General features: G+C 61.8%; 17 protein-coding genes. 3 read left to right on the top strand and 14 right to left on the bottom strand.

Annotated elements, in window-relative coordinates; all coding sequences use genetic code 11:
- Positions 1-63: 63 nt before the first annotated feature.
- Positions 64-972 (top strand): LysR substrate-binding domain-containing protein, encoded by a 909-nt coding sequence (locus ACHZCU_RS02455; protein WP_319517501.1) that lies wholly within the window; start codon positions 64-66, stop codon positions 970-972.
- 7 nt (positions 973-979) lie between these two features.
- Here the strand turns inward: ACHZCU_RS02455 and pcaF are convergent, their stop codons facing one another.
- Genes pcaF through ACHZCU_RS02470 form a run of 3 tightly spaced genes read right to left on the bottom strand, consistent with a single transcriptional unit; the run spans position 980 to position 3590 of the window.
- Entirely contained in the window at positions 980-2179 is a 1200-nt protein-coding gene (pcaF, locus tag ACHZCU_RS02460; RefSeq protein ID WP_319517502.1) for a 3-oxoadipyl-CoA thiolase, read from the bottom strand.
- On the bottom strand, positions 2179-2871 hold the full coding sequence (locus ACHZCU_RS02465) for a 3-oxoacid CoA-transferase subunit B (RefSeq protein ID WP_319517503.1): 693 nt from the start codon (positions 2869-2871) through the stop codon (positions 2179-2181). Before ACHZCU_RS02465 ends, pcaF begins: the two co-directional genes overlap by 1 nt.
- The gene (locus ACHZCU_RS02470) at positions 2871-3590 is read right to left on the bottom strand and encodes a 3-oxoacid CoA-transferase subunit A (protein WP_319517504.1); all 720 of its coding nucleotides are present in this window, start codon (positions 3588-3590) and stop codon (positions 2871-2873) included. The genes ACHZCU_RS02465 and ACHZCU_RS02470 overlap by 1 nt, the downstream gene beginning before the upstream one ends.
- A gap of 109 nt (positions 3591-3699) precedes the next feature.
- On the opposite strand from ACHZCU_RS02470, the gene ACHZCU_RS02475 reads away from it, so the two are divergent.
- A complete protein-coding gene (locus ACHZCU_RS02475; RefSeq protein WP_319517505.1) occupies positions 3700-4458 on the top strand; it encodes an IclR family transcriptional regulator C-terminal domain-containing protein in 759 nt (252 codons plus the stop codon).
- 130 nt (positions 4459-4588) lie between these two features.
- On the opposite strand, the gene guaA is transcribed toward ACHZCU_RS02475, so the two are convergent.
- The 11 genes from guaA to ubiE form a co-directional block, all read right to left on the bottom strand.
- Positions 4589-6151, bottom strand: a complete 1563-nt coding sequence (gene guaA / locus ACHZCU_RS02480) for a glutamine-hydrolyzing GMP synthase (RefSeq protein ID WP_319517506.1) — start codon at positions 6149-6151, stop codon at positions 4589-4591.
- A gap of 45 nt (positions 6152-6196) precedes the next feature.
- Positions 6197-6829 carry a 5'-methylthioadenosine/S-adenosylhomocysteine nucleosidase gene (locus tag ACHZCU_RS02485; protein WP_319517507.1) on the bottom strand — a complete coding sequence of 211 codons (633 nt, stop codon included), beginning with the start codon at positions 6827-6829 and terminating at the stop codon, positions 6197-6199.
- Positions 6830-7279 (bottom strand): PaaI family thioesterase, encoded by a 450-nt coding sequence (locus ACHZCU_RS02490; RefSeq protein ID WP_106310503.1) that lies wholly within the window; start codon positions 7277-7279, stop codon positions 6830-6832.
- A gap of 61 nt (positions 7280-7340) precedes the next feature.
- On the bottom strand, positions 7341-7796 hold the full coding sequence (locus tag ACHZCU_RS02495) for a TspO/MBR family protein (RefSeq protein ID WP_319517508.1): 456 nt from the start codon (positions 7794-7796) through the stop codon (positions 7341-7343).
- 12 nt (positions 7797-7808) lie between these two features.
- Positions 7809-8912, bottom strand: coding sequence for a DUF1513 domain-containing protein (locus ACHZCU_RS02500; RefSeq protein ID WP_319517509.1), 1104 nt, complete (start codon positions 8910-8912; stop codon positions 7809-7811).
- Between the two features lie 4 nt (positions 8913-8916).
- Positions 8917-10005, bottom strand: a complete 1089-nt coding sequence (locus ACHZCU_RS02505) for an imelysin family protein (RefSeq protein ID WP_319517510.1) — start codon at positions 10003-10005, stop codon at positions 8917-8919.
- 14 nt (positions 10006-10019) lie between these two features.
- Positions 10020-11546 (bottom strand): di-heme oxidoredictase family protein, encoded by a 1527-nt coding sequence (locus ACHZCU_RS02510; protein ID WP_319517511.1) that lies wholly within the window; start codon positions 11544-11546, stop codon positions 10020-10022.
- Positions 11547-11684: 138 nt separating this feature from the next.
- On the bottom strand, positions 11685-12971 hold the full coding sequence (locus ACHZCU_RS02515; RefSeq protein ID WP_319517512.1) for an imelysin family protein: 1287 nt from the start codon (positions 12969-12971) through the stop codon (positions 11685-11687).
- 151 nt (positions 12972-13122) lie between these two features.
- Positions 13123-14418: an RsmB/NOP family class I SAM-dependent RNA methyltransferase gene (locus tag ACHZCU_RS02520; RefSeq protein WP_319517513.1), complete on the bottom strand. Its 1296-nt coding sequence runs from the start codon at positions 14416-14418 to the stop codon at positions 13123-13125.
- A 305-nt stretch (positions 14419-14723) separates the two neighbouring features.
- Positions 14724-16316, bottom strand: coding sequence for a 2-polyprenylphenol 6-hydroxylase (ubiB, locus tag ACHZCU_RS02525; RefSeq protein ID WP_319517514.1), 1593 nt, complete (start codon positions 16314-16316; stop codon positions 14724-14726).
- 9 nt (positions 16317-16325) lie between these two features.
- Positions 16326-17102: a bifunctional demethylmenaquinone methyltransferase/2-methoxy-6-polyprenyl-1,4-benzoquinol methylase UbiE gene (gene ubiE, locus ACHZCU_RS02530; protein WP_106310482.1), complete on the bottom strand. Its 777-nt coding sequence runs from the start codon at positions 17100-17102 to the stop codon at positions 16326-16328.
- Between the two features lie 140 nt (positions 17103-17242).
- On the opposite strand from ubiE, the gene mutM reads away from it, so the two are divergent.
- Positions 17243-18133 (top strand): bifunctional DNA-formamidopyrimidine glycosylase/DNA-(apurinic or apyrimidinic site) lyase, encoded by an 891-nt coding sequence (gene mutM / locus ACHZCU_RS02535; protein WP_319517515.1) that lies wholly within the window; start codon positions 17243-17245, stop codon positions 18131-18133.
- Positions 18134-18138: the final 5 nt, after the last annotated feature.

Below are 18138 nucleotides of genomic sequence, written 5' to 3' on the forward strand. Positions count from 1 at the left end.
CATAGCCAACCGGCATTAAAAATTATATTTTCCGGAAAAATTCATAACCCCAGGGTTATATGTATGTTCGATCCCCGTATTCGCATGCGGCACCTGCACTGCTTTGTCGAGACCGCGCGCCGCGGCTCGCTGAGTGCCGCCGCCCAAACACTGAATGTCAGCCAGCCCGCCGCATCGAAGACGATCCGGGAGCTTGAGGATATTCTCGAGGTCGCGCTTTTCGACCGGTCGGGCCGCAGGCTGGCGCTGACACAGGCCGGCAAGACCTTTCAGCGCTATGTCGGGTCCGCGCTTATCGAACTCGGCCGCGCGCAGGAACTGGTCCGCGAACGGCCGGCGCGGCGCTCGCGCATCGCCGTCGGCGCGCTGCCGACGGCATCCACCGTGCTTTTGCCGCAGGCCGCCCTTTCGCTTAGGCAGTCCGCGCCGGAATGCCTGCTGAGGGTGACGACCGGGCCGAACTGGCTGCTTTTATCGCAATTGCGCGAAGGCACACTCGACATGGTGGTCGGGCGCATGGCCGCGGCTCAACTGATGGAAGGGCTTTCCTTTCGCCAGCTTTATTCCGAGCCGATCATGGCGGTCGTACGCCCCGGCCATCCTCTAGACGGCAAGGAGGCGGATGGCGCCACGCTTGGTCGCTTTCCGCTGATGCTGCCGCCGCCGGGCGCGGTCATTGCCCCGCTGGTGCAGGCCTATCTGCACGGGATCGGGCTTTTCGATCCGCAGGCAGCCTTCGAAAATGTCGGCCTTGCCTTCGGTCGCAAGGTGGTTCTGTCATCCGACGCGATCTGGTTTATCTCCGCCGGCGTGGTTCACGACGAGCTTGAAACCGGCCTGCTTTCCGGCATCCGCCTGAACGACGACCTGCTGGGCGGCCCGGTCGGCGTCGCCATGCGCAATAATGCGGTGATGACCGACGAACAACGCTCCCTGCTCTTAGCACTCGTCGAAGCCGCAGGCCGGCGGTAGACCGAGATTACACGGCTTCCAGCGCGATTGCGATGCCCTGACCGACGCCGATGCACATGGCCGAAAGCGATTTCTCGCCGGATTTCAGTTCGCGCATGGCCGTGCCGGTAATCCGCGCGCCGGACATGCCAAGCGGATGGCCAAGCGCAATCGCGCCGCCATTGGGATTGACCCGAGGGTCGTCGTCGGCGATGCCGAGATGGCGAAGGGTGGCGAGCGCCTGCGATGCGAAGGCCTCGTTGAACTCCATCACGGAGAAATCATCCGTCCGCAACCCGAGACGCTCCATCAGCCTTGCCGATGCCGGCGCGGGACCGAAACCCATGATGCGCGGCGGCACACCGGCGCTTGCGCCGCCGAGAACTTTGGCAATCGGCGTCAGGCCGTGTTTGCGGGCCGCGTCCATGGTTGCCAGCACCAGTGCCGCAGCGCCATCATTGACGCCGGATGCGTTGCCGGCGGTAACCGTGCCATCCGCCTTGACGAAGGTTTTCAGCCGCTGCAAACCGGCAAGATCGGTCGACGGACGCGGATGTTCATCGGTATCGACAATGACCGGATCGCCCTTGCGCTGCGGCACCGCGACAGGAACAATTTCCTGCGCAAGACGTCCGCTGTTCATGGCCTGCGCCGTTTTCTGCTGCGAGCGAAGAGCGAATGCGTCCTGATCGGCGCGGGAGACGGAAAAATCCTCCGCCACGTTTTCAGCGGTTTCAGGCATGGAATCGACGCCATATTGCGCCTTCATCAACGGATTGATCAGCCGCCAGCCGATGGTGGTGTCTTCGATCGCATTGGCCCGCGAAAACGCCGTCTCGGCCTTCGGCATGACGAAGGGCGCGCGCGACATGCTTTCCACACCGCCCGCGATAACAAGCTCGGCCTCGCCTGCCCTGATCGCGCGAGCTGCGGTAATAACCGCATCCATGCCGGAACCGCACAAGCGGTTCACGGTCGAGCCCGGCACGCTTTCCGGGAAACCCGCGAGCAGAAGCGACATCCGCCCCACATTGCGGTTGTCTTCGCCGGCCTGATTGGCACAACCGAGGATCACCTCGTCGATTGCGGCAAGGTCCATGCCCGGATTGCGCGCCACCAGTTCGCGAAGCGGAATGGCCGCGAGATCATCGGGGCGAACGGCTGACAAGGCACCGCCATAGCGGCCAATCGGCGTGCGGATATAGTCGCAGATAAAAACGTCAGCCATCAGATATCCTCCGGTACGGCAAGCTCGGCGACATCGCCGTCAAGGTGGATCGGTGCGCCGGTCACGGACTGGAGCGCGTCCATGGAGATGGCGGCCAGTTTTTCGCGCAGCACGAAATGGCCATCCACGATGTCGATCACGGCAAGCGATGTGTAGACGCGGTCGACGCAGCCCACGCCGGTCAAGGGGAAAGTGCAGGCCTTGACCAGTTTGGGCGAACCATCCTTGGCGACGTGGTCGGTGATCACCGCAACGCGCCCGGCGCCATGCACGAGGTCCATCGCGCCGCCGACGGCGGGAACGCCCTTCGAACCGACCCGCCAGTTCGCAAGATCGCCATTTTCAGCCACCTGATAGGCGCCGAGCACGGCAAGATCGAGATGACCGCCGCGCACCATGGCGAAGCTGTCGGCATGATGAAAGAAGGATGCGCCGGGCTTGAGCGTGATCGCCTTTTTGCCGGCATTGATCAGGTCCCAGTCCTCCTCACCGGGTTTCGGCGCCCGGCCAAAGCCCAGCACGCCGTTTTCGGTGTGATAGGTCACCTCACGCCCCTCGGGCTGAAAGGTCGCGATCATCTCCGGAAAACCGATGCCGAGGTTCACATAGGAACCGTCCTCGATATCCTGCGCGACGCGCCATGCGATCTGCGCATTGGACAGCTTGACGTCATTGATGTTGAAATCACTCATCAGTAGACCTCTCCCGCGCGCACCAGCGCTTCTTCCTGTTGCGGCTCGGGCACCGCGACGACAACATCGACAAAGATACCCGGCGTGATCACCTGTTCGGGATCGATCGAACCGGGTGCGCCGAGTTCCGAGACCTGCGCAATCGTCCTGTCCGCGGCCATGGCCATCAGCGGCGCGAAATTGCGCGCCGCCAGCCGATAGGTGAGATTGCCGGCATGGTCGCCCTTCTGGCCCTTGATGAGGGCGAAATCGGCCTTCAGCCAGCGCTCGCGTACATACATCTTGCCATCGAATTCCTCGACCGGCTTGCCTTCCGCCAGTTCCGTGCCGTAGCCCGACGGCGTGAAGAAGGCCGGAATGCCAGCCCCGGCAGCACGGATGCGCTCGGCAAGCGTGCCCTGGGGAACAAGTTCCAGCGCGATCTCGCCGGCGCCGTATTTCGCGTTGAAGGCCTCCGCATTGGAGGAGCGCGGAAATGAACAGATCATCTTCGCCACCATGCCAGCCTTGATCATCGCGGCGATACCGACCGCGCCATTGCCGGCATTGTTGTTGATGATGGTCAGATTGGCGGGGCTGCCGGTGGCGCGAAACCGGTCGACAAGCGCATGGACCAGCTCGATCGGCGCGCCGGAGCCGCCGAACCCGCCGATCATCACGCAAGCGCCGTCATGGATGTCGGCAACCGCCTCGGCGACCGATGACATGACCTTTTTCATGATGTTCTCCTCATTTTCCTAAAAGACAAATAAGGCGTCAATCGCTTGCGTGACCAGTCTATTTGTTCATATATTGAGATTTGTTCAAATAATGAATAATGGCGTGCGCATGCTGAACAAACCGACCGACTACATCGCCTCGCTCGCGAAAGGCCTCAGGGTGATCGAGGCGTTCGGCACGGACACACCCCGGCTTTCGATCGCCGAAGCGGCATCGGCAACCGGCCTTGACCGCGCCACGGCACGGCGCGTGCTGCTGACGCTGGCGCGTGAGGGCTACGCCGATTATGACGGAAAATTCTTCACGCTGACGCCGCGCGTCCTGCGTCTGGGTGTTTCGGCACTGGCCTCCCTGCCGCTGCCGCAGCTTGTCCAGCCATGGCTGGACCAGCTTTCCGAACAGATCGGCGAAAGCTGTTCTGTCGCGCTTCTGGATGAAACGGAAATCGTCTATGTGGCCCGCGCCGCGCAAAAGCGCGTGATGTCCATCGGCCTGATGCCCGGCTCGCGCCTGCCGGCCTTTTGCACATCGATGGGCCGTATCCTGCTGGCATCGCTGCTGCGCGAACAGGCCATCGCCCTGATCGAAAAATCCGATCTCACGCCCCGCACGCCCTTTTCGGTGACCGATCCGGCAGAGATCATCAGACGCGTCGATCAGGCCCGCGAAAACGGCTTCGCCGTCATCGACCAGGAGGTGGAACTCGGCCTTTGCTCCATCGCCATCCCCCTTTTCGACAAGCACGGCAGAACCGTTGCCGCACTCAATATCGGCCTGTCCGCAACCTCTGCAGATGCGGATTCGCTTGCCGAACGCTTCCTGCCAAAACTGCTCAGCGTCCAGTCAGGCCTTCGCCGCGTGCTGTGATCTGGAGACAAAAGGCATGAGAGGCGGGGAGACGAGCAGACATGGCTCGGAAGACAGCGGATATGTGCGCGCTTGCCCCCCTGAGCCGTAAAGTCTGGCCTCGCTCACTATTATGAGCCGAGACCCGATATCATTCCCACTCGATCGTGCCCGGCGGTTTTGACGTCACATCGTAGACGACGCGGTTGATGCCGCGGACTTCGTTGATGATGCGGGTCGCGGCCTTGCCGAGGAAGTTCATGTCGAACTGGTAGAAATCGGCGGTCATGCCGTCGACCGAGGTGACGGCGCGCAGCGCGCAGACGAATTCATAGGTGCGGCCGTCGCCCATCACGCCGACGGTCTGGACCGGCAGCAGCACGGCGAAGGCCTGCCAGATGACGTCGTAAAGGCCGTTCTTGCGGATCTCGTCAAGATAGATGGCATCGGCCTCGCGCAGGATGTCGAGCTTTTCGCGGGTCACGCCGCCGGGGCAGCGGATCGCAAGGCCCGGTCCCGGGAAGGGATGGCGGCCAATGAAGCTGTCGGGCAGGCCGAGTTCCTTGCCGAGCACGCGGACCTCGTCCTTGAACAATTCGCGCAAGGGTTCGACGAGCTGCATGTTCATCCGCTCGGGCAGGCCGCCGACATTGTGGTGCGACTTGATCGTGACCGAGGGACCACCGGAGAAGGACACACTTTCGATGACGTCCGGGTAGAGCGTCCCCTGCCCCAGGAAATCGGCGCCGCCAAGCTTCTTCGCCTCGTCCTCGAAGGTTTCGATGAACAGCCGGCCGATGATCTTGCGCTTGGTTTCCGGGTCGGCGACGCCTTCCAGTTCGCCGACGAACCGGTCCACGGCATCCACGTGAATGAGATGCAGATTGTAGTGCTCGCGGAACATGGCAACGACCTCGGCCGCCTCATTCTTGCGCATCAGCCCGTGGTCGACGAGGATGCAGGTCAGCTGGTCGCCGACCGCCTCGTGAATGAGCAATGCGGCAACCGAACTGTCAACGCCGCCGGAAAGCGCGCAGATCACGCGTTTGTCGCCGACCTGATCGCGGATCTTCTGCACCATTTCCGCGCGGTAGGCGGCCATCGACCAGTCGGATTTCAGCCCGACGATCTTGTGCACGAAGTTGGAAAGCAGCTTGCCGCCATCAGGCGTGTGCACCACCTCCGGGTGGAACATGGTGGTGTAGTAGCGCTTTTCCTCGTTGACGCAGATGGCAAACGGGGCGTGCGGCGAAGTGCCGATGACTTCAAAACCCTCCGGCGCGTGGGTCACACGGTCGCCATGGCTCATCCACACCGGATATTTCTGGCCGACCTCCCAGATGCCTTCGAACAGCGGCGAAGGTTTCAGGATTTCCACATCCGCACGGCCGAACTCGGCCGCATGACCGCCCTCGACCTCGCCGCCAAGCTGCAGCGCCAGCGTCTGCTGGCCGTAACAGATCGCAAGGATCGGCACACCGCTGTCAAACACCGCCTGCGGGGCGCGGGGCGAGCCTTCGCGGGTGACTGAATCCGGCCCGCCGGAAAAGATCACGCCCTTCGGCTTCAGCCTTTCGAACCCTTCCTCAGCTTTCTGAAACGGCACGATTTCGCAGAACACGCCGGTTTCGCGCACACGGCGCGCGATCAGTTGCGTCACCTGGCTGCCGAAATCAATGATGAGAACGGAATCGGGATGCGTAATCTCTGTCATGGCTGGGGCCTTCTTGCCGACGAAAGGAAGGGCTAAGCGCTGCCTTTAGAGCGGAATCGCGCCGGTTTCAATGGCGCTTTCGAGTTGATCAACGGCATGGCTGAGTTTTTCATCGATGATATGCAGATATTGGGTCCAGTCGGTGACGTGTTTGAGTTCGTCCCTGCCATCGGAAATACCGCGCAGCCCGATCAGCGGCACGCCAAACAGCTGGCAGGCACGCAAAAGCGCGAAGGTTTCCATATCGACCATATCCGCATCGATTGACTGATAGGCCGCGCCGGAGACGATATTGGCGCCGCTCGACAGGCGCGCCGTCGGCAGGCCGGGTATTGAAAACGGCAGGACGACTTCGGCCGGAAGGTCCAGAAACGGCGTCCGCCCCTTTTCGAAACCGAGCGGCGAAGCATCCATGTCGCGATAGGAAACAGAGGCGGCCTGATAGATTTCGGTCTGTTCCAGCGTGGCGGAACCGGCCGAACCGAGCGACACGACCAGCGCCGGCGGACTGTTGGCAGCGGTTGCAACGGTGAGCGCCTTCGTCAGCGAGATTGCCGCCTCCACCGGCCCGACACCCGTCATCAGCGGTTCGATGCGGGCGCGCAGCTTCTCCCCATATTCGGCATCGGCCGCCATCACGAAAAGAACCGTCTTTCCCGCAATCGTCTCGATCCGCATCTAGCCCTGAAACCCTTCCCGGTCGCGCACGACCATGCATGTGCCGGTCATCGAGGCGATCAGCTTGGCCGGGCCATCGCCCATCGCATAACCGCGCCCGTCGGTGACGATGATGTTGCTGCCCGGCTTGGTGACCTCGCCGCGAAACAGAAACCGCCCGGCCCGCCCCGGCGACAGCAGATTGACCTTGAATTCGATGGTGAGTAGCGAGGCATCGGTATCGATCAGCGTGTAGGACGCATAGGTGCAGGCGGTCTCCAGCCCCGTCGCAATCACACCGGCATGGAGAATGCCGTGTTGCTGGGTCAGCTTCGGGTCGAACGGCAGTTCGATCTCGACCACGCCATGGCTGATACGGGTAAGCTCGGCCCCGAGCATCTCCATCGCGCCCTGACTTGCAAAACTGTTCATGATCCGGGCGTGAAAATCGCCGCGCTCGAAATTTGTCATGCGTTACCTCGTCGCAGGCGCGAGAGTGGCACGGCCGGGTTGTCCCAGCAAGCCGGAAACATCAATTGAGGTAAACGATCGCGCCATTGAGCAGTGTTGCGAAACAAACCCAGGCCGCATAGGGCAGGAACAGAGCGGCTGAAAGCCGGTCCTTGTTCCAGGTGCGGGCGACAAACAGCAGGATACCGGCCAGAAGCGCCACCACCACGACAAGAGCCGCCGACGGCATTTCCATGCCGAAGAACAGCGGCGACCAGGCAAGATTGAGCACCAGAAGCGCGGTCCACAGCGTCAGCGCGCCCGATGTTTCGGGCCGGGCAATGAAAAGCCGGGCGCCGGCCCAGCCGATCAGCACGTAAAGCAGGCTCCAGGCGGGCGCGAACACCCAGTTCGGCGGGTTGAAAGGCGGCTTGGCCAGCGACTGGTACCATTCGCCCGGGATATTGACGATGCCGACGATGAAGCCGGCGACAACGACGCCGACAATGAAAGCAGCGTGGATAAGAATGTTTTTCATGGCGAAACTGATCTAGCGCCCTTCAGCAGGTTGTCCAGTCAGCCGCTGGATATGCTGGTCGAAGGCGACGTCATGATGGCGCCCCCTGAACGATCCGCCATAGGTGCCGACGGCAAAGCCGTGAAGCGCCGGCGCAATGCCCGCCGCATCGGCGAGCCTGCGCGAGGACAGCAGTTTGCCGGAGGCCTCATCAAGCGTTACCACCATGCCCGCGCCTTTCGGCGACGACAGGCCGATCAGCCCGTCACGCGGATTATAGGCAATGGCGCCGACATAATTGCCAAGGCCGATCGTCACCTCTTCCGGCAATGCGGCAAAGGAAAGCGCCTCGCCCGGCGCAAACCGGCCGGCAAGCGGCGGCAGCGCATTGCGCGGGCCCTCATACTGGCAGGCAAACCAGACGCGCCCGGCCTCTCCCACGGCCAGATGCCGCGTCGACAGCTGGCTGAGACCGGCCGGCAGCTCATGCCTTTCGACAAGAGCGCCCGAAGCCGCGTCGATCAGCGCCAGCGACGGCTCCATATGGTCGAGATTGAGTTTCGTGCGGCCAAAATCGGGATGCGTCTCGATGCCGCCATTGGCCGCGACCAGAAAACGCCCGTCCGGCGAGACCGCCAGATCATGCGGGCCGATGCCATAGGTCGGATATTCCCCGATCCGCGCGAAGCCGTTCCGGCCGTCATAGATGCCGATCACGCCCCGGCGGGTCTCGAAATCGTTTTCACTGGTGTAGAGAAACCGTCCATCCGGCGAAAAGGTGCCGTGGCCGTAAAAATGCCGGTCATCGGCTGCGTGGATGATGGCCCGGCTGCCGCGCCCATCCGGCGAAAACACCAGAATGAACGTGCCGGGGCGGCGCGCGAAAGCCGCCACCTGCCCCGTTGCCGGTGAGGCTGCAAGGCCGTGAATGCGGTCCGGCAGTTCGATTTCGGCGATGAAGTCGCCGCCCTCGCTCATCAGCGCAAGCGCAAAGCTGCGGTCGGGTTTGCGAATGCCGGTGGCATAGACCGCATCGGCGCGCGCCAACGCAAAGGCGGCCGATGGGGCGAGTCCCGCCAGGAAAGCTGCACCGGCGGCCTTCACGAAGCTGCGACGATCCACGAGCCCCGAACGCATGGCGTCAGTCTCCGTCGGAAAAGGAAAAGCCCGCGCCAAGGCCGATCGCGCCGCCATAGCGGTCGTTGAGCCTGAGGATCAGGTCCTTGGTGTTGATCAGCAGGTAGTCGAGCTTGGCAACCTGGTCGGGATCGGAAAGCACGACCTCGATATCCGGGTTCATGTCGCCAACCACGCCTTCGACCGAGGCAAACAGGAAGTTGATGGAGGAGACGATGGAGCGCACGTCTTCATCCAGCAGGTCGACCATGTCCGAATTGTTGAGCAGGTTCTGAAGCCCTTCAAGATTGGCGAGGATCGAGGGCCAGGTATTTTCCGAGCGCCAGTAGATCGCGCGAGTGGGAATATTCGGGCCTTCCTCGCCGCGATAGAAATATTCGATGCGGTAGTCGCGCACGGTCTCCATGCCGTGCACCAGCACGCCGAGCAGCGCCGTCAACGCCTCGTCATCGGTGCGAAACAGCGGATTGTCCGGACCGGGGTTCTTCCAGTGGGCGGCAACGCCATCGGGCGCGTCCCACTCGGCGGCCAGTTCGCCGGCAATCGTGTCGATATTCTCTGCAATCGCCGCGCCGTAGCGGCAGCGATAGGTTTCTGCCTCATCGAACATGGTCTCGTATTGCGTGCCGAACAGCACGAATTCGAGCGCCAGCAGCCCCTGCATGGCAACGCTCTTTTCCGGCAGATAACCGGGATCGGTAGCGGTTTGGTCCTTCTCGATGATCGCCGCCTGCACCTGTTTCAGACCGATGCTCTTGCGGTCGGGATAAAACAGGATGCGCTCGAAGCGATGATCGTCGATCACCGGGCCTGTGCGCACGATCTCGATATGCGACCATGCGCCAACCAGCGCGTCAAAGCTTGCCGTCGCCTCGCCATAGGTCGCCTCGTCGGGCGTAGCGCAGAAGGCGTTCATGGCCGAAGCCATGGTGCCGGAGGCCTGTTCGAAGGCATGGTAGCCGGGGCGGATGAAGCCGTCGACGGCCTTTTCCAACACCATCGGCACGGCGTCCTCGTTCATGGCCCGGGCGGAGCCTGCGCCCAAGGGCAGCGCAAGAAGGACGGCAAAGGCGGTTCCGGCAAGATGTCTCACAGCGACCTCATGTCTCACAGCGATTCCAGAAATTTGATCAGTGCATCTCTATCCTCTTTCGAGGCATTGGCGAAATTGTCGCGTGCGTCTTCCGCTTCGCCGCCATGCCAGAGGATTGCCTCGGTGCGGTTGCGCGCCCGGCCATCATGCAGGAAGAAGGAATGACCGCTGACAACCTCGGTCAGCCCCGTGCCCCAAAGCGGCGCGGTGCGCCATTCATAGCCGTCGGCAACGCCCACCTGCTGATGATCGGCAAGTCCTTCGCCCATATCATGCAGCAGGAAATCGGAATAGGGCCAGATCAGCTGGAAGCGGTGGGCAGCGTTTTCCGCATCGCGGCTGGTGACGTATTTCGGCGTATGGCAGGACGTGCAGCCGGCCTCGTAAAATACCTGTTTACCGCGCAGCACCTCGGGGTCGTCAACATCGCGACGCGCGGGAACGGCCAGATTTTCGGAATAAAACGTCACCAGCTCCATCACCGGATCGGGCGCTTCCGTTTCGCCGAGACGGGGCTGGGCGCCATGCGGCATCGCCAGACAGTCGGCCTCGGTTTCGGAGCAGTCGCCCCAGTGATTGGGCGCATCGGGCGAGGAAATGCCGATATCGCCGGAAAAGGCGCCGGAAGACTGGTCGCGGACGGATGCGTTCTGCGCCTTCCAGCCGAACCGGCCAAGCTTGACGTCGCCGGTGCGGTGATCGCTGACGATCGCCGGACGGCCGGAAATGCCGTCGCCATCTGCGTCATCGGGATCGGCCTTGGCCAGAATATCGGCGGGATGGATCGCCTGGATCAGCCCCATGCCGATCATCTGGTTGGCGATGCGCGGCGAAAGCGTCGTGTCTTCGCCCATGGGGCCATAGGCAAGATCGGTCACGCTGTAGGTCGGCTCGCGCAGGGAAACGACCGTGCCATCGCCCAGCGTGAACGGCTTTTCCGTATAATCGATCTTCATATGACCTTCGGCGGCAAGGCCGGGCACGGCAAAGTCCTGAAACTGGCCGCCATAGACCGCGTCGGGAAAATTGATGGTCTCGTAGCTGTCGATGCGCGCCTGCTCTTCCGGCGTGCGGGCGGGCCGCGCCAGTCGCAGGAACATCGAGGTCGCGTCGCTGTCGCCTTCCGGCGGATGACCGCGCCCGTCCTTCAGGTGACAGCTTTGACAGGAGCGCGCGTTGAAAAGCGGGCCAAGCCCGTCGGAAGCCTGCGTGGATGACGGTGAGGATACCCAGAACTTGCGAAACAGGGCATTGCCGAGCTTGAAGGTTTCTTCTTCGGCAAAGGTGATGTTTTCCGATGACTGCGAGAACACATCGCGGTTGACGGTGGCCTTTGTTGTTGCCGCCCCGCCCTGCATGGTCTCGAACCGTTCGGGTTTGGAAAAATCCGTCGTCGGGCGGGTAACGCTTTCCACCCGCTTCATGTCCTTAGGCGTAAGATCGGTGCGTTCGGCGGGTGGCGTCCAGTCGTCTGCAAACGCCACCACGGGACAAAGAGCGGTGGCGAGAACCACCAGAAGATACCGTTTCGCTGCTGTCATCTCACCCCCGACCGCTCCAGCCTTCCATACGTTCAAACTGCTGCCCATCCGCGTTATCCCCGAGGATGACGCGGAGTTCGCAAAGGAGCGTTGGCCACGGTCAATCAAATGACAGAGACCAACGCCCTCAATCCGTTCTTACTGGAAGACAGCGTCCGGATTGTCCAGGCTGTCGGAGCCTTCCAGCTCGATCTGGCCAAGCTCCAGCGCTGCAATCGCCCGCTCGATCGACGGGGTCTGGGCAATCAGGCCGTCGATTGCGGCCTGAACGGTGGCGTTGCCCTCGTCATTGCCTTCACCGATCATCTGGTCATAGGCTTCGACCGTCTGGGCACGCGTTGCCATGGCTTCCATGGCGTCGACCGTGTCGACCAGCTTTGCCTTGATTTCCTCGTCCAGCGCCGGATCATTGGCGGCAACGAGATCGGAAACCGAAGCGCCGCTCATTTCCGTGCCGTCAACACGCACATAATCGCCGGTATAGGCCTGCAGAATGCCGATGGCATCGTTCAGATGCGAGGCATGGGTGTTGTCGGAAAAGCAATCATGCTCTTCTTCCGGATCGTGCAGCAAAAGGCCAAGCTTCATGCGCTCGCCGGCAAGCTCACCATAGGAAAGCGAGCCCATGCCCGTCAGGATCGCGGAAACGCCGACGGTCGGGTCCTCGGTGACATAGGCATAAGCTTCGCCACCCTGTTCCCAGGCCGCCACGATGTCTTCCAGATCGGAGATCAGCAGTTCGGACGCGGCCGAAAGATAGGCGGCGCGGCGGTCGCAATTGCCGTTGGTGCAATCATCGCCCGTCAGGTAATCCGTGTAGGAGCGCTGGCCCGCACCTTCATCCGTGCCATTCAGGTCCTGGCCCCACAGCAGGAATTCGATGGCGTGATAACCGGTGGCGACATTGGCTTCGATCCCGCCGGCCTCATGCAGCGTGTTGGCCAGCAGATCCGGCGTGATCTCGGTCGCATCGACGGCCTCGCCATTGATCTCGATTTCCGGATTGGCGATGACATTGGCGGTGTAAAGCGTGTTCTCGTCGCTCTCCATGCCGTAGGAGGCGTCGACATAGTCGATCAGGCCTTCATCCAGCGGCCAGGCATTGACCTTGCCTTCCCAGTCATCAACGGCCGGGTTGCCGAAGCGGTAAACCTCGGTCTGCTGATAGGGAACGCGGGCAGCAAGCCAGGCATCCTTGGCAGCGGCCTGCGTTTCCTCGCTCGGGTTTTCGATGAAGGCCTGGATTGCCGCGTCGAGTTCCTGTGCCGTTGTCAGGGAATCCTGATATTTGGCATGCGCCACGTCGGCATAATGCTTGACGACGTCCTCCGGGGTCACATCTGCCGAAAGCGCCGGCATGGCCACAAATGCGGTGGAAGCCGCAAATGCGGACAGCGCAAGGCGCAGTTGGGTCGTGCGTTTCATGAAATCCCTCTCCTTCAATGAGTTCACACTTGATCGATCGGGTCTACATGAAGGAAAACCAAACTTGTGTCAAACAATCCAGTTATCGACACAAATAGAGAATATCAGGCGTCAGTTTAACCTGATTATTATCGCGGATTAATAATGTAAATTACGCCTTACGGTCCAGTATTGCGCAAAAGAAACCATCAGTTCCGGTTGCCGCCGGTGTCAGCGTGACAGCGCCGCGGGCGGGAAAATACGGTCTGGCCTCGATGCCGGGAAAGGTCGAGGACCACATCGTTTCCATATCGACAGGTTCGAATGCGCTGCCGGCGTCGCTGGCCAGAAAACCGGCGATCTGATTCTGGTTTTCCTCCGGCAGAAGCGAACAGGTCACATAGACGAGTTGCCCGCCCGGTTTGACGAACCGCGACGCTTCCGCCAGCACCTCGGCCTGCTGGGCCATGCGCTCTTCCAGGTTCTTTTCCGAAAGCCGCCATTTGATATCCGGCCGCCGCCGCCATGTGCCGGTCCCCGTGCACGGCGCATCAACCAGAACGCGGTCGAAGCGCTCTTCAAGCCCGGAAAGCCCCTCAAGCGCATCATGCACCTGAACATTGCGCGTGCCGGCCCGTTTCAGCCGCTCGATAATCGGCGCAAGCCGCGTGCGGTCGGCATCATAGGCATGGACCTGCCCGGCATTGTCCATCGCGGCTGCAAGCGCCAGCGTCTTGCCGCCGCCGCCGGCACAGAAATCGAGCACCTGATCGCCGGCCTTCGCCCCGGCCAGTTTGGCAACGATCTGCGATCCCTGATCCTGAACCTCGAACCAGCCCTTCTGAAAGGACAGTTCGGCGGTAACATTGGGCAGTCGGTCCGGCCCGCTTCCCGGCGGAATGCGGATGGCCTCCGGTGCGATTGCACCCGCCGCCGCCCCTGAACGGCTGAGCGCCTTCAGCACCTTCTCCCGCCTCGCCTTCAGCGTGTTGACGCGCAGATCCAGCGGCGGACGCAGGTTCAGCGCCTCGGCCTCTCCAAGCCAGTTTTCAGCAAAATTTTCCCGGAACGACGGCAATATCCATTCCGGAAGATCCCCGCGAACCGCGTCCGGCGCGTCGGCAAGATCACGGCTGGCAAAGGCCGCAAGAGTGGCCTCGGGCAAAGGCTCCGGCGCGAACTTGTCGCCGTCCAGCCGTTCGGCAAGCGCGTCCGGCGTAATGCCCCACTGGCGAAACAGCACCGCATGGGCAAGTGCGGCCGGACTGTCATCATCCATCATGAAGGCATGGGAAAGCTTCAGCCGCAGCGCGTCATAGACAATGTTTCCGATTGCCGCGCGGTCGCCGGAACCGGCAAACCGATGCGCCGTGCCCCAGTCCTTCAGCGCACTGGCAATCGGCCGCCGCCGCTCTTCAACGTCTGCCAGAATTTCAATTGCGCCTGCAAGGCGCCCGCCGATGCGCATCAGCTTTGCTCCATGGAATAAGAGGGGAAATGCCACCGACAGCAACGGTCAGCATTGGCTGCACGCGACAGGTTCGAAGCGGTCTCCCACTCGTCCCCACTTGCGTCATTCTCGGGCTTGACCCGAGAATCTATCCACGACAGCCACAAGGATGACGCTGGTTTGTTCGCGCTCTGCCGATCAACCAGCATCTCCGCTCGTGTTGCAACGTGATTGGATCCTGGGGTCAAGCCCGAGGATGACGCCTGAGAGAGAGGAGAGGCTGAAAGGCCACAAGTATCGCCCGTCGAAATCACAGCCAAGCCCTACCCCAGCCACATGAACGACGCCACGCCAGCCAGATAGATCATCACCAGCGCAATCAGCCACAGCGCGACCCGGCCCGAACGCGTATGCCGGGCCTCCGCCTTGCCGATCGCCTCGGCGGTGCTTTCGTCGAAACGCAGGCCCTTCTCGCTCATGGCGATGACCTCGTTGTGGAATTTCTCCGTCTTGTCGGCGATTTCCGGTATGGCTTCGGCCAGTTTCAGCGCCGCGTGAAAACCATCGCGCATATCGGAGAGCACGCGCTTCGGCCCAAGATTGTCCTCGATCCACTTGCCGACCACCGGTTCAGAGGCCTTCCACATGTTGAAATGCGGATCGAGCATGCGCGACACGCCCTCCACCACCACCATGGTTTTCTGCAGGTTGATCAGCTGGGTCTGGGTCGACATGTCGAAGATTTCGGTGATCTCGAACAGCAGCGTCAGAAGCTTGCCCATCGAAATGGTTTCCGCCGACTGGCCGTGGATCGGCTCGCCGATGGCGCGTACAGCCTGCGCGAACGAGGCCTTGTTATGATGCGCCGGCACATAGCCTGCCTCGAAATGCGCTTCGGCAACGCGCATATAATCGCGGGTGATGAAGCCGTAGAGGATTTCGGCAAGCACCCGCTTTTCCTTCTTTCCGAGCCGGCCGACAATGCCCATGTCGACGGCGACGATCATGCCGTCATTGTCGACGAACAGATTGCCGGGGTGCATGTCGGCATGAAAGAAGCCGTCGCGCAGCGTATGGCGCAGGAAGGACTGGATCAGGGTGACGGCCAGTTCCTCGAGATTATGGCCAGCTGCCTTCAGCCCCTCAAGGTCCGACATCTTGACGCCGTCGATCCATTCCATGGTCACGACGTCGCGGCCGGTACGCTCCCAGTCCACTTTCGGCAGACGGAAACCCGGATCGTCAGCGGTGTTTTCCGTCATCTCTGAGATGGCTGCGGCCTCAAGGCGCAGGTCCATCTCGATCCTGGTGGTCTGTTCCAGCGTGCGGGTGATATCGACCGGGCGCAGCCGGCGGCTGGAGCGGATGAACCGCTCCTGCATGCGTGAGACCAGATACATCGCGCCGAGGTCTTCCTGAAACCGCTGGCGGATGCCGGGGCGGATCACCTTGACGGCGACCTTCTGCCGGCGCCCTTCCCGGTCGGTCACTTCGGCGGGATGCACCTGGGCAATCGAGGCGGCGGCAATCGGATCGCCGAAAGAGGTGTAGAGGTCATCCACCGGGCGGCCGAGCGAATTGCGGATGGTGGCTTTCGAGGCTTCGACCGAGAAGAACGGCATCCGGTCCTGCAACTGCGCCAGATCATTGGCGAAGCCATCGCCGACCACATCGGGCCGGGTTGCCAGAAACTGGCCCATCTTCACATAGGAGGGACCAAGCCGCGAAATCGCCTTGCCGAGCCGGTCCGAGCGGTCCTTCTTGCGCGCGCTTGGTCGGGCAAAGGGCACGAGCAGCGCCTTGACCAGCCGCACATAAGCCGGCAGCCCGTCCGACGGAAGCGCATTGATCACGCCTTCGCGGGCGAGCACCCAGCCCACGCCGAGGAGATTGAAATAGGATCGAAACGCGCTCATGAGCCGTGCCTAAAGCTTCCAGCCTGAATGAAGTGCGGCAATGCCGCCCGAATAATTGGTGAATTTGACGCGCGAGAAACCGGCGCGCTCGATCATGGAGGCAAAATCCTGCTGGCTCGGGAATTTGCGGATCGATTCGACCAGATAGCGATAAGGCTCGCCGTCGCCCGCAGCCACCTTGCCGACCACCGGAATGGCATGGAAGGACCAGAGATCGTAAACCTTGTCGAGGATCGGGGCCTCGACCTCGGAAAATTCCAGCACCAGAAGCCGCCCGCCCCGCTTCAGGACGCGGTAGGCCTCCGACAGCGCCTTGTCGATATGCGGCACATTGCGAATGCCGAAAGCGATCGTATAGGCGTCAAAGCTCTTGTCGTCGAAGGGCAGGTCCTCGGCATTGGCTTCAACGAAGGTGAGATTGTCGGAAATCCCCTTCTTTTTCGCCCTCTCTTCACCGACGGTGAGCATCGAGCCATTGATGTCGAGCACGGTCGCTTTCGCCATGCCACGCGATGCCTTGACGATGCGGAATGCGATATCGCCGGTGCCGCCGGCAACGTCGAGCACGCGATAATCCGGGTCCGGCGGTGGGTTGAGCGCGCTCACCACGCCGTCTTTCCAGGCGCGATGCAGGCCCATCGACATCAGGTCGTTCATTATGTCGTAGCGCTTGGCGACCTTGTGAAACACGTCGTTGACGAGCGGCTGCTTCTCGCCATCGGCGACATCCTTGAAGCCGAAGGAGGTTTCCATACCGCCGTTCGAACCGGTCCGGCTTTGCGCCATGTTCGCACCTATCTGTTACCCGATTGAAATTTCAGGCGACCATAGCGAAACCTGAAACCTTGCGCTATTGCTGCCGCCTGCCGACAGTGCGGCTATAAACCGAAACGGAAAAAAGCGAAACGCCAAAGGCTTAAAATAACATGCCGGAACTGCCCGAAGTCGAAACCGTCCGCCGCGGACTGGCGCCTGCCATGGAGGGCCGCCGGATCGAAAAGCTTGTGCTGAACCGCGCAGACCTGCGCTTTCCCTTCCCCGAAAACCTTGTCGAGACTGTGGAAAACAGGACGATTATCGCCCTTGGACGGCGCGCGAAATATCTGCTGATCGACCTCGACAACGACATGACGATCATTGCCCATCTCGGCATGTCGGGTTCCTACCGGGTTGAAGACCACGACGAGGAACACGTGCCGGGCCGGTTTCACACGCCCCGCAACGTCAACACGCTGCATGATCATGTGGTGTTTCAGCTGGGTGGATTACCGGCACGGCGCATCATCTATAATGACCCGCGCCGCTTCGGTTTCATCAAACTGGCCCCCAAAACCATGCTCGAAGTCGATCCGAGCTTTGCCGGCCTCGGGCCGGAACCGACCGGCAACAGTCTCGATGCAGACTTCCTCGCCCGCCGTTTTGCCGGCAAATCCCAGGCGATCAAATCCGCCCTGCTCGACCAGCGCAATATTGCCGGTCTCGGCAATATCTATGTCTGCGAGGCGCTGTGGCGGGCGCGGCTTTCGCCGTTTCGCACCGCCGGTCATCTCGTCACGCCGTCGGGCAAGCCCCGCGAAGGGCTGAAACGGCTGGTGCCCGCCATCCGCAACGTGATCGCCGAGGCGATCGAGGCCGGCGGCTCGACATTGCGCGACCACCGCAAGACCGACGGAACGCTGGGCTATTTCCAGCATTCCTTCTCCGTCTACGACCGCACCGGCGCGCCCTGCCCGCATGAAGATTGCAACGGCACGGTCGCACGCGCCGTCCAGACCGGCCGCTCGACCTTCTATTGCCCGGCCTGCCAGAAAGGCTAGTGACG

This window comes from uncultured Martelella sp., assembly GCF_963677965.2.
GTDB classification, from domain to species: Bacteria; Pseudomonadota; Alphaproteobacteria; order Rhizobiales; family Rhizobiaceae; genus Martelella; species Martelella mangrovi.

Bases quoted from the DNA above. Each gene is read 5' to 3' on its own strand.
- guaA (WP_319517506.1), bottom strand. From the start codon at position 6,151: ATGACAGAGATTACGCATCCCGATTCCGTTCTCATCATTGATTTCGGC.
- ubiB (WP_319517514.1), bottom strand. From the start codon at position 16,316: ATGAGCGCGTTTCGATCCTATTTCAATCTCCTCGGCGTGGGCTGGGTG.
- ACHZCU_RS02485 (WP_319517507.1), bottom strand. From the start codon at position 6,829: ATGCGGATCGAGACGATTGCGGGAAAGACGGTTCTTTTCGTGATGGCG.
- ACHZCU_RS02495 (WP_319517508.1), bottom strand. From the start codon at position 7,796: ATGAAAAACATTCTTATCCACGCTGCTTTCATTGTCGGCGTCGTTGTC.
- ACHZCU_RS02510 (WP_319517511.1), bottom strand. From the start codon at position 11,546: ATGACAGCAGCGAAACGGTATCTTCTGGTGGTTCTCGCCACCGCTCTT.
- ACHZCU_RS02475 (WP_319517505.1), top strand. From the start codon at position 3,700: ATGCTGAACAAACCGACCGACTACATCGCCTCGCTCGCGAAAGGCCTC.
- ACHZCU_RS02455 (WP_319517501.1), top strand. From the start codon at position 64: ATGTTCGATCCCCGTATTCGCATGCGGCACCTGCACTGCTTTGTCGAG.
- ACHZCU_RS02515 (WP_319517512.1), bottom strand. From the start codon at position 12,971: ATGAAACGCACGACCCAACTGCGCCTTGCGCTGTCCGCATTTGCGGCT.
- pcaF (WP_319517502.1), bottom strand. From the start codon at position 2,179: ATGGCTGACGTTTTTATCTGCGACTATATCCGCACGCCGATTGGCCGC.
- mutM (WP_319517515.1), top strand. From the start codon at position 17,243: ATGCCGGAACTGCCCGAAGTCGAAACCGTCCGCCGCGGACTGGCGCCT.
- ACHZCU_RS02490 (WP_106310503.1), bottom strand. From the start codon at position 7,279: ATGACAAATTTCGAGCGCGGCGATTTTCACGCCCGGATCATGAACAGT.
- ACHZCU_RS02470 (WP_319517504.1), bottom strand. From the start codon at position 3,590: ATGAAAAAGGTCATGTCATCGGTCGCCGAGGCGGTTGCCGACATCCAT.
- ACHZCU_RS02465 (WP_319517503.1), bottom strand. From the start codon at position 2,871: ATGAGTGATTTCAACATCAATGACGTCAAGCTGTCCAATGCGCAGATC.
- ACHZCU_RS02500 (WP_319517509.1), bottom strand. From the start codon at position 8,912: ATGCGTTCGGGGCTCGTGGATCGTCGCAGCTTCGTGAAGGCCGCCGGT.
- ACHZCU_RS02520 (WP_319517513.1), bottom strand. From the start codon at position 14,418: ATGCGCATCGGCGGGCGCCTTGCAGGCGCAATTGAAATTCTGGCAGAC.
- ubiE (WP_106310482.1), bottom strand. From the start codon at position 17,102: ATGGCGCAAAGCCGGACCGGTTCGAACGGCGGTATGGAAACCTCCTTC.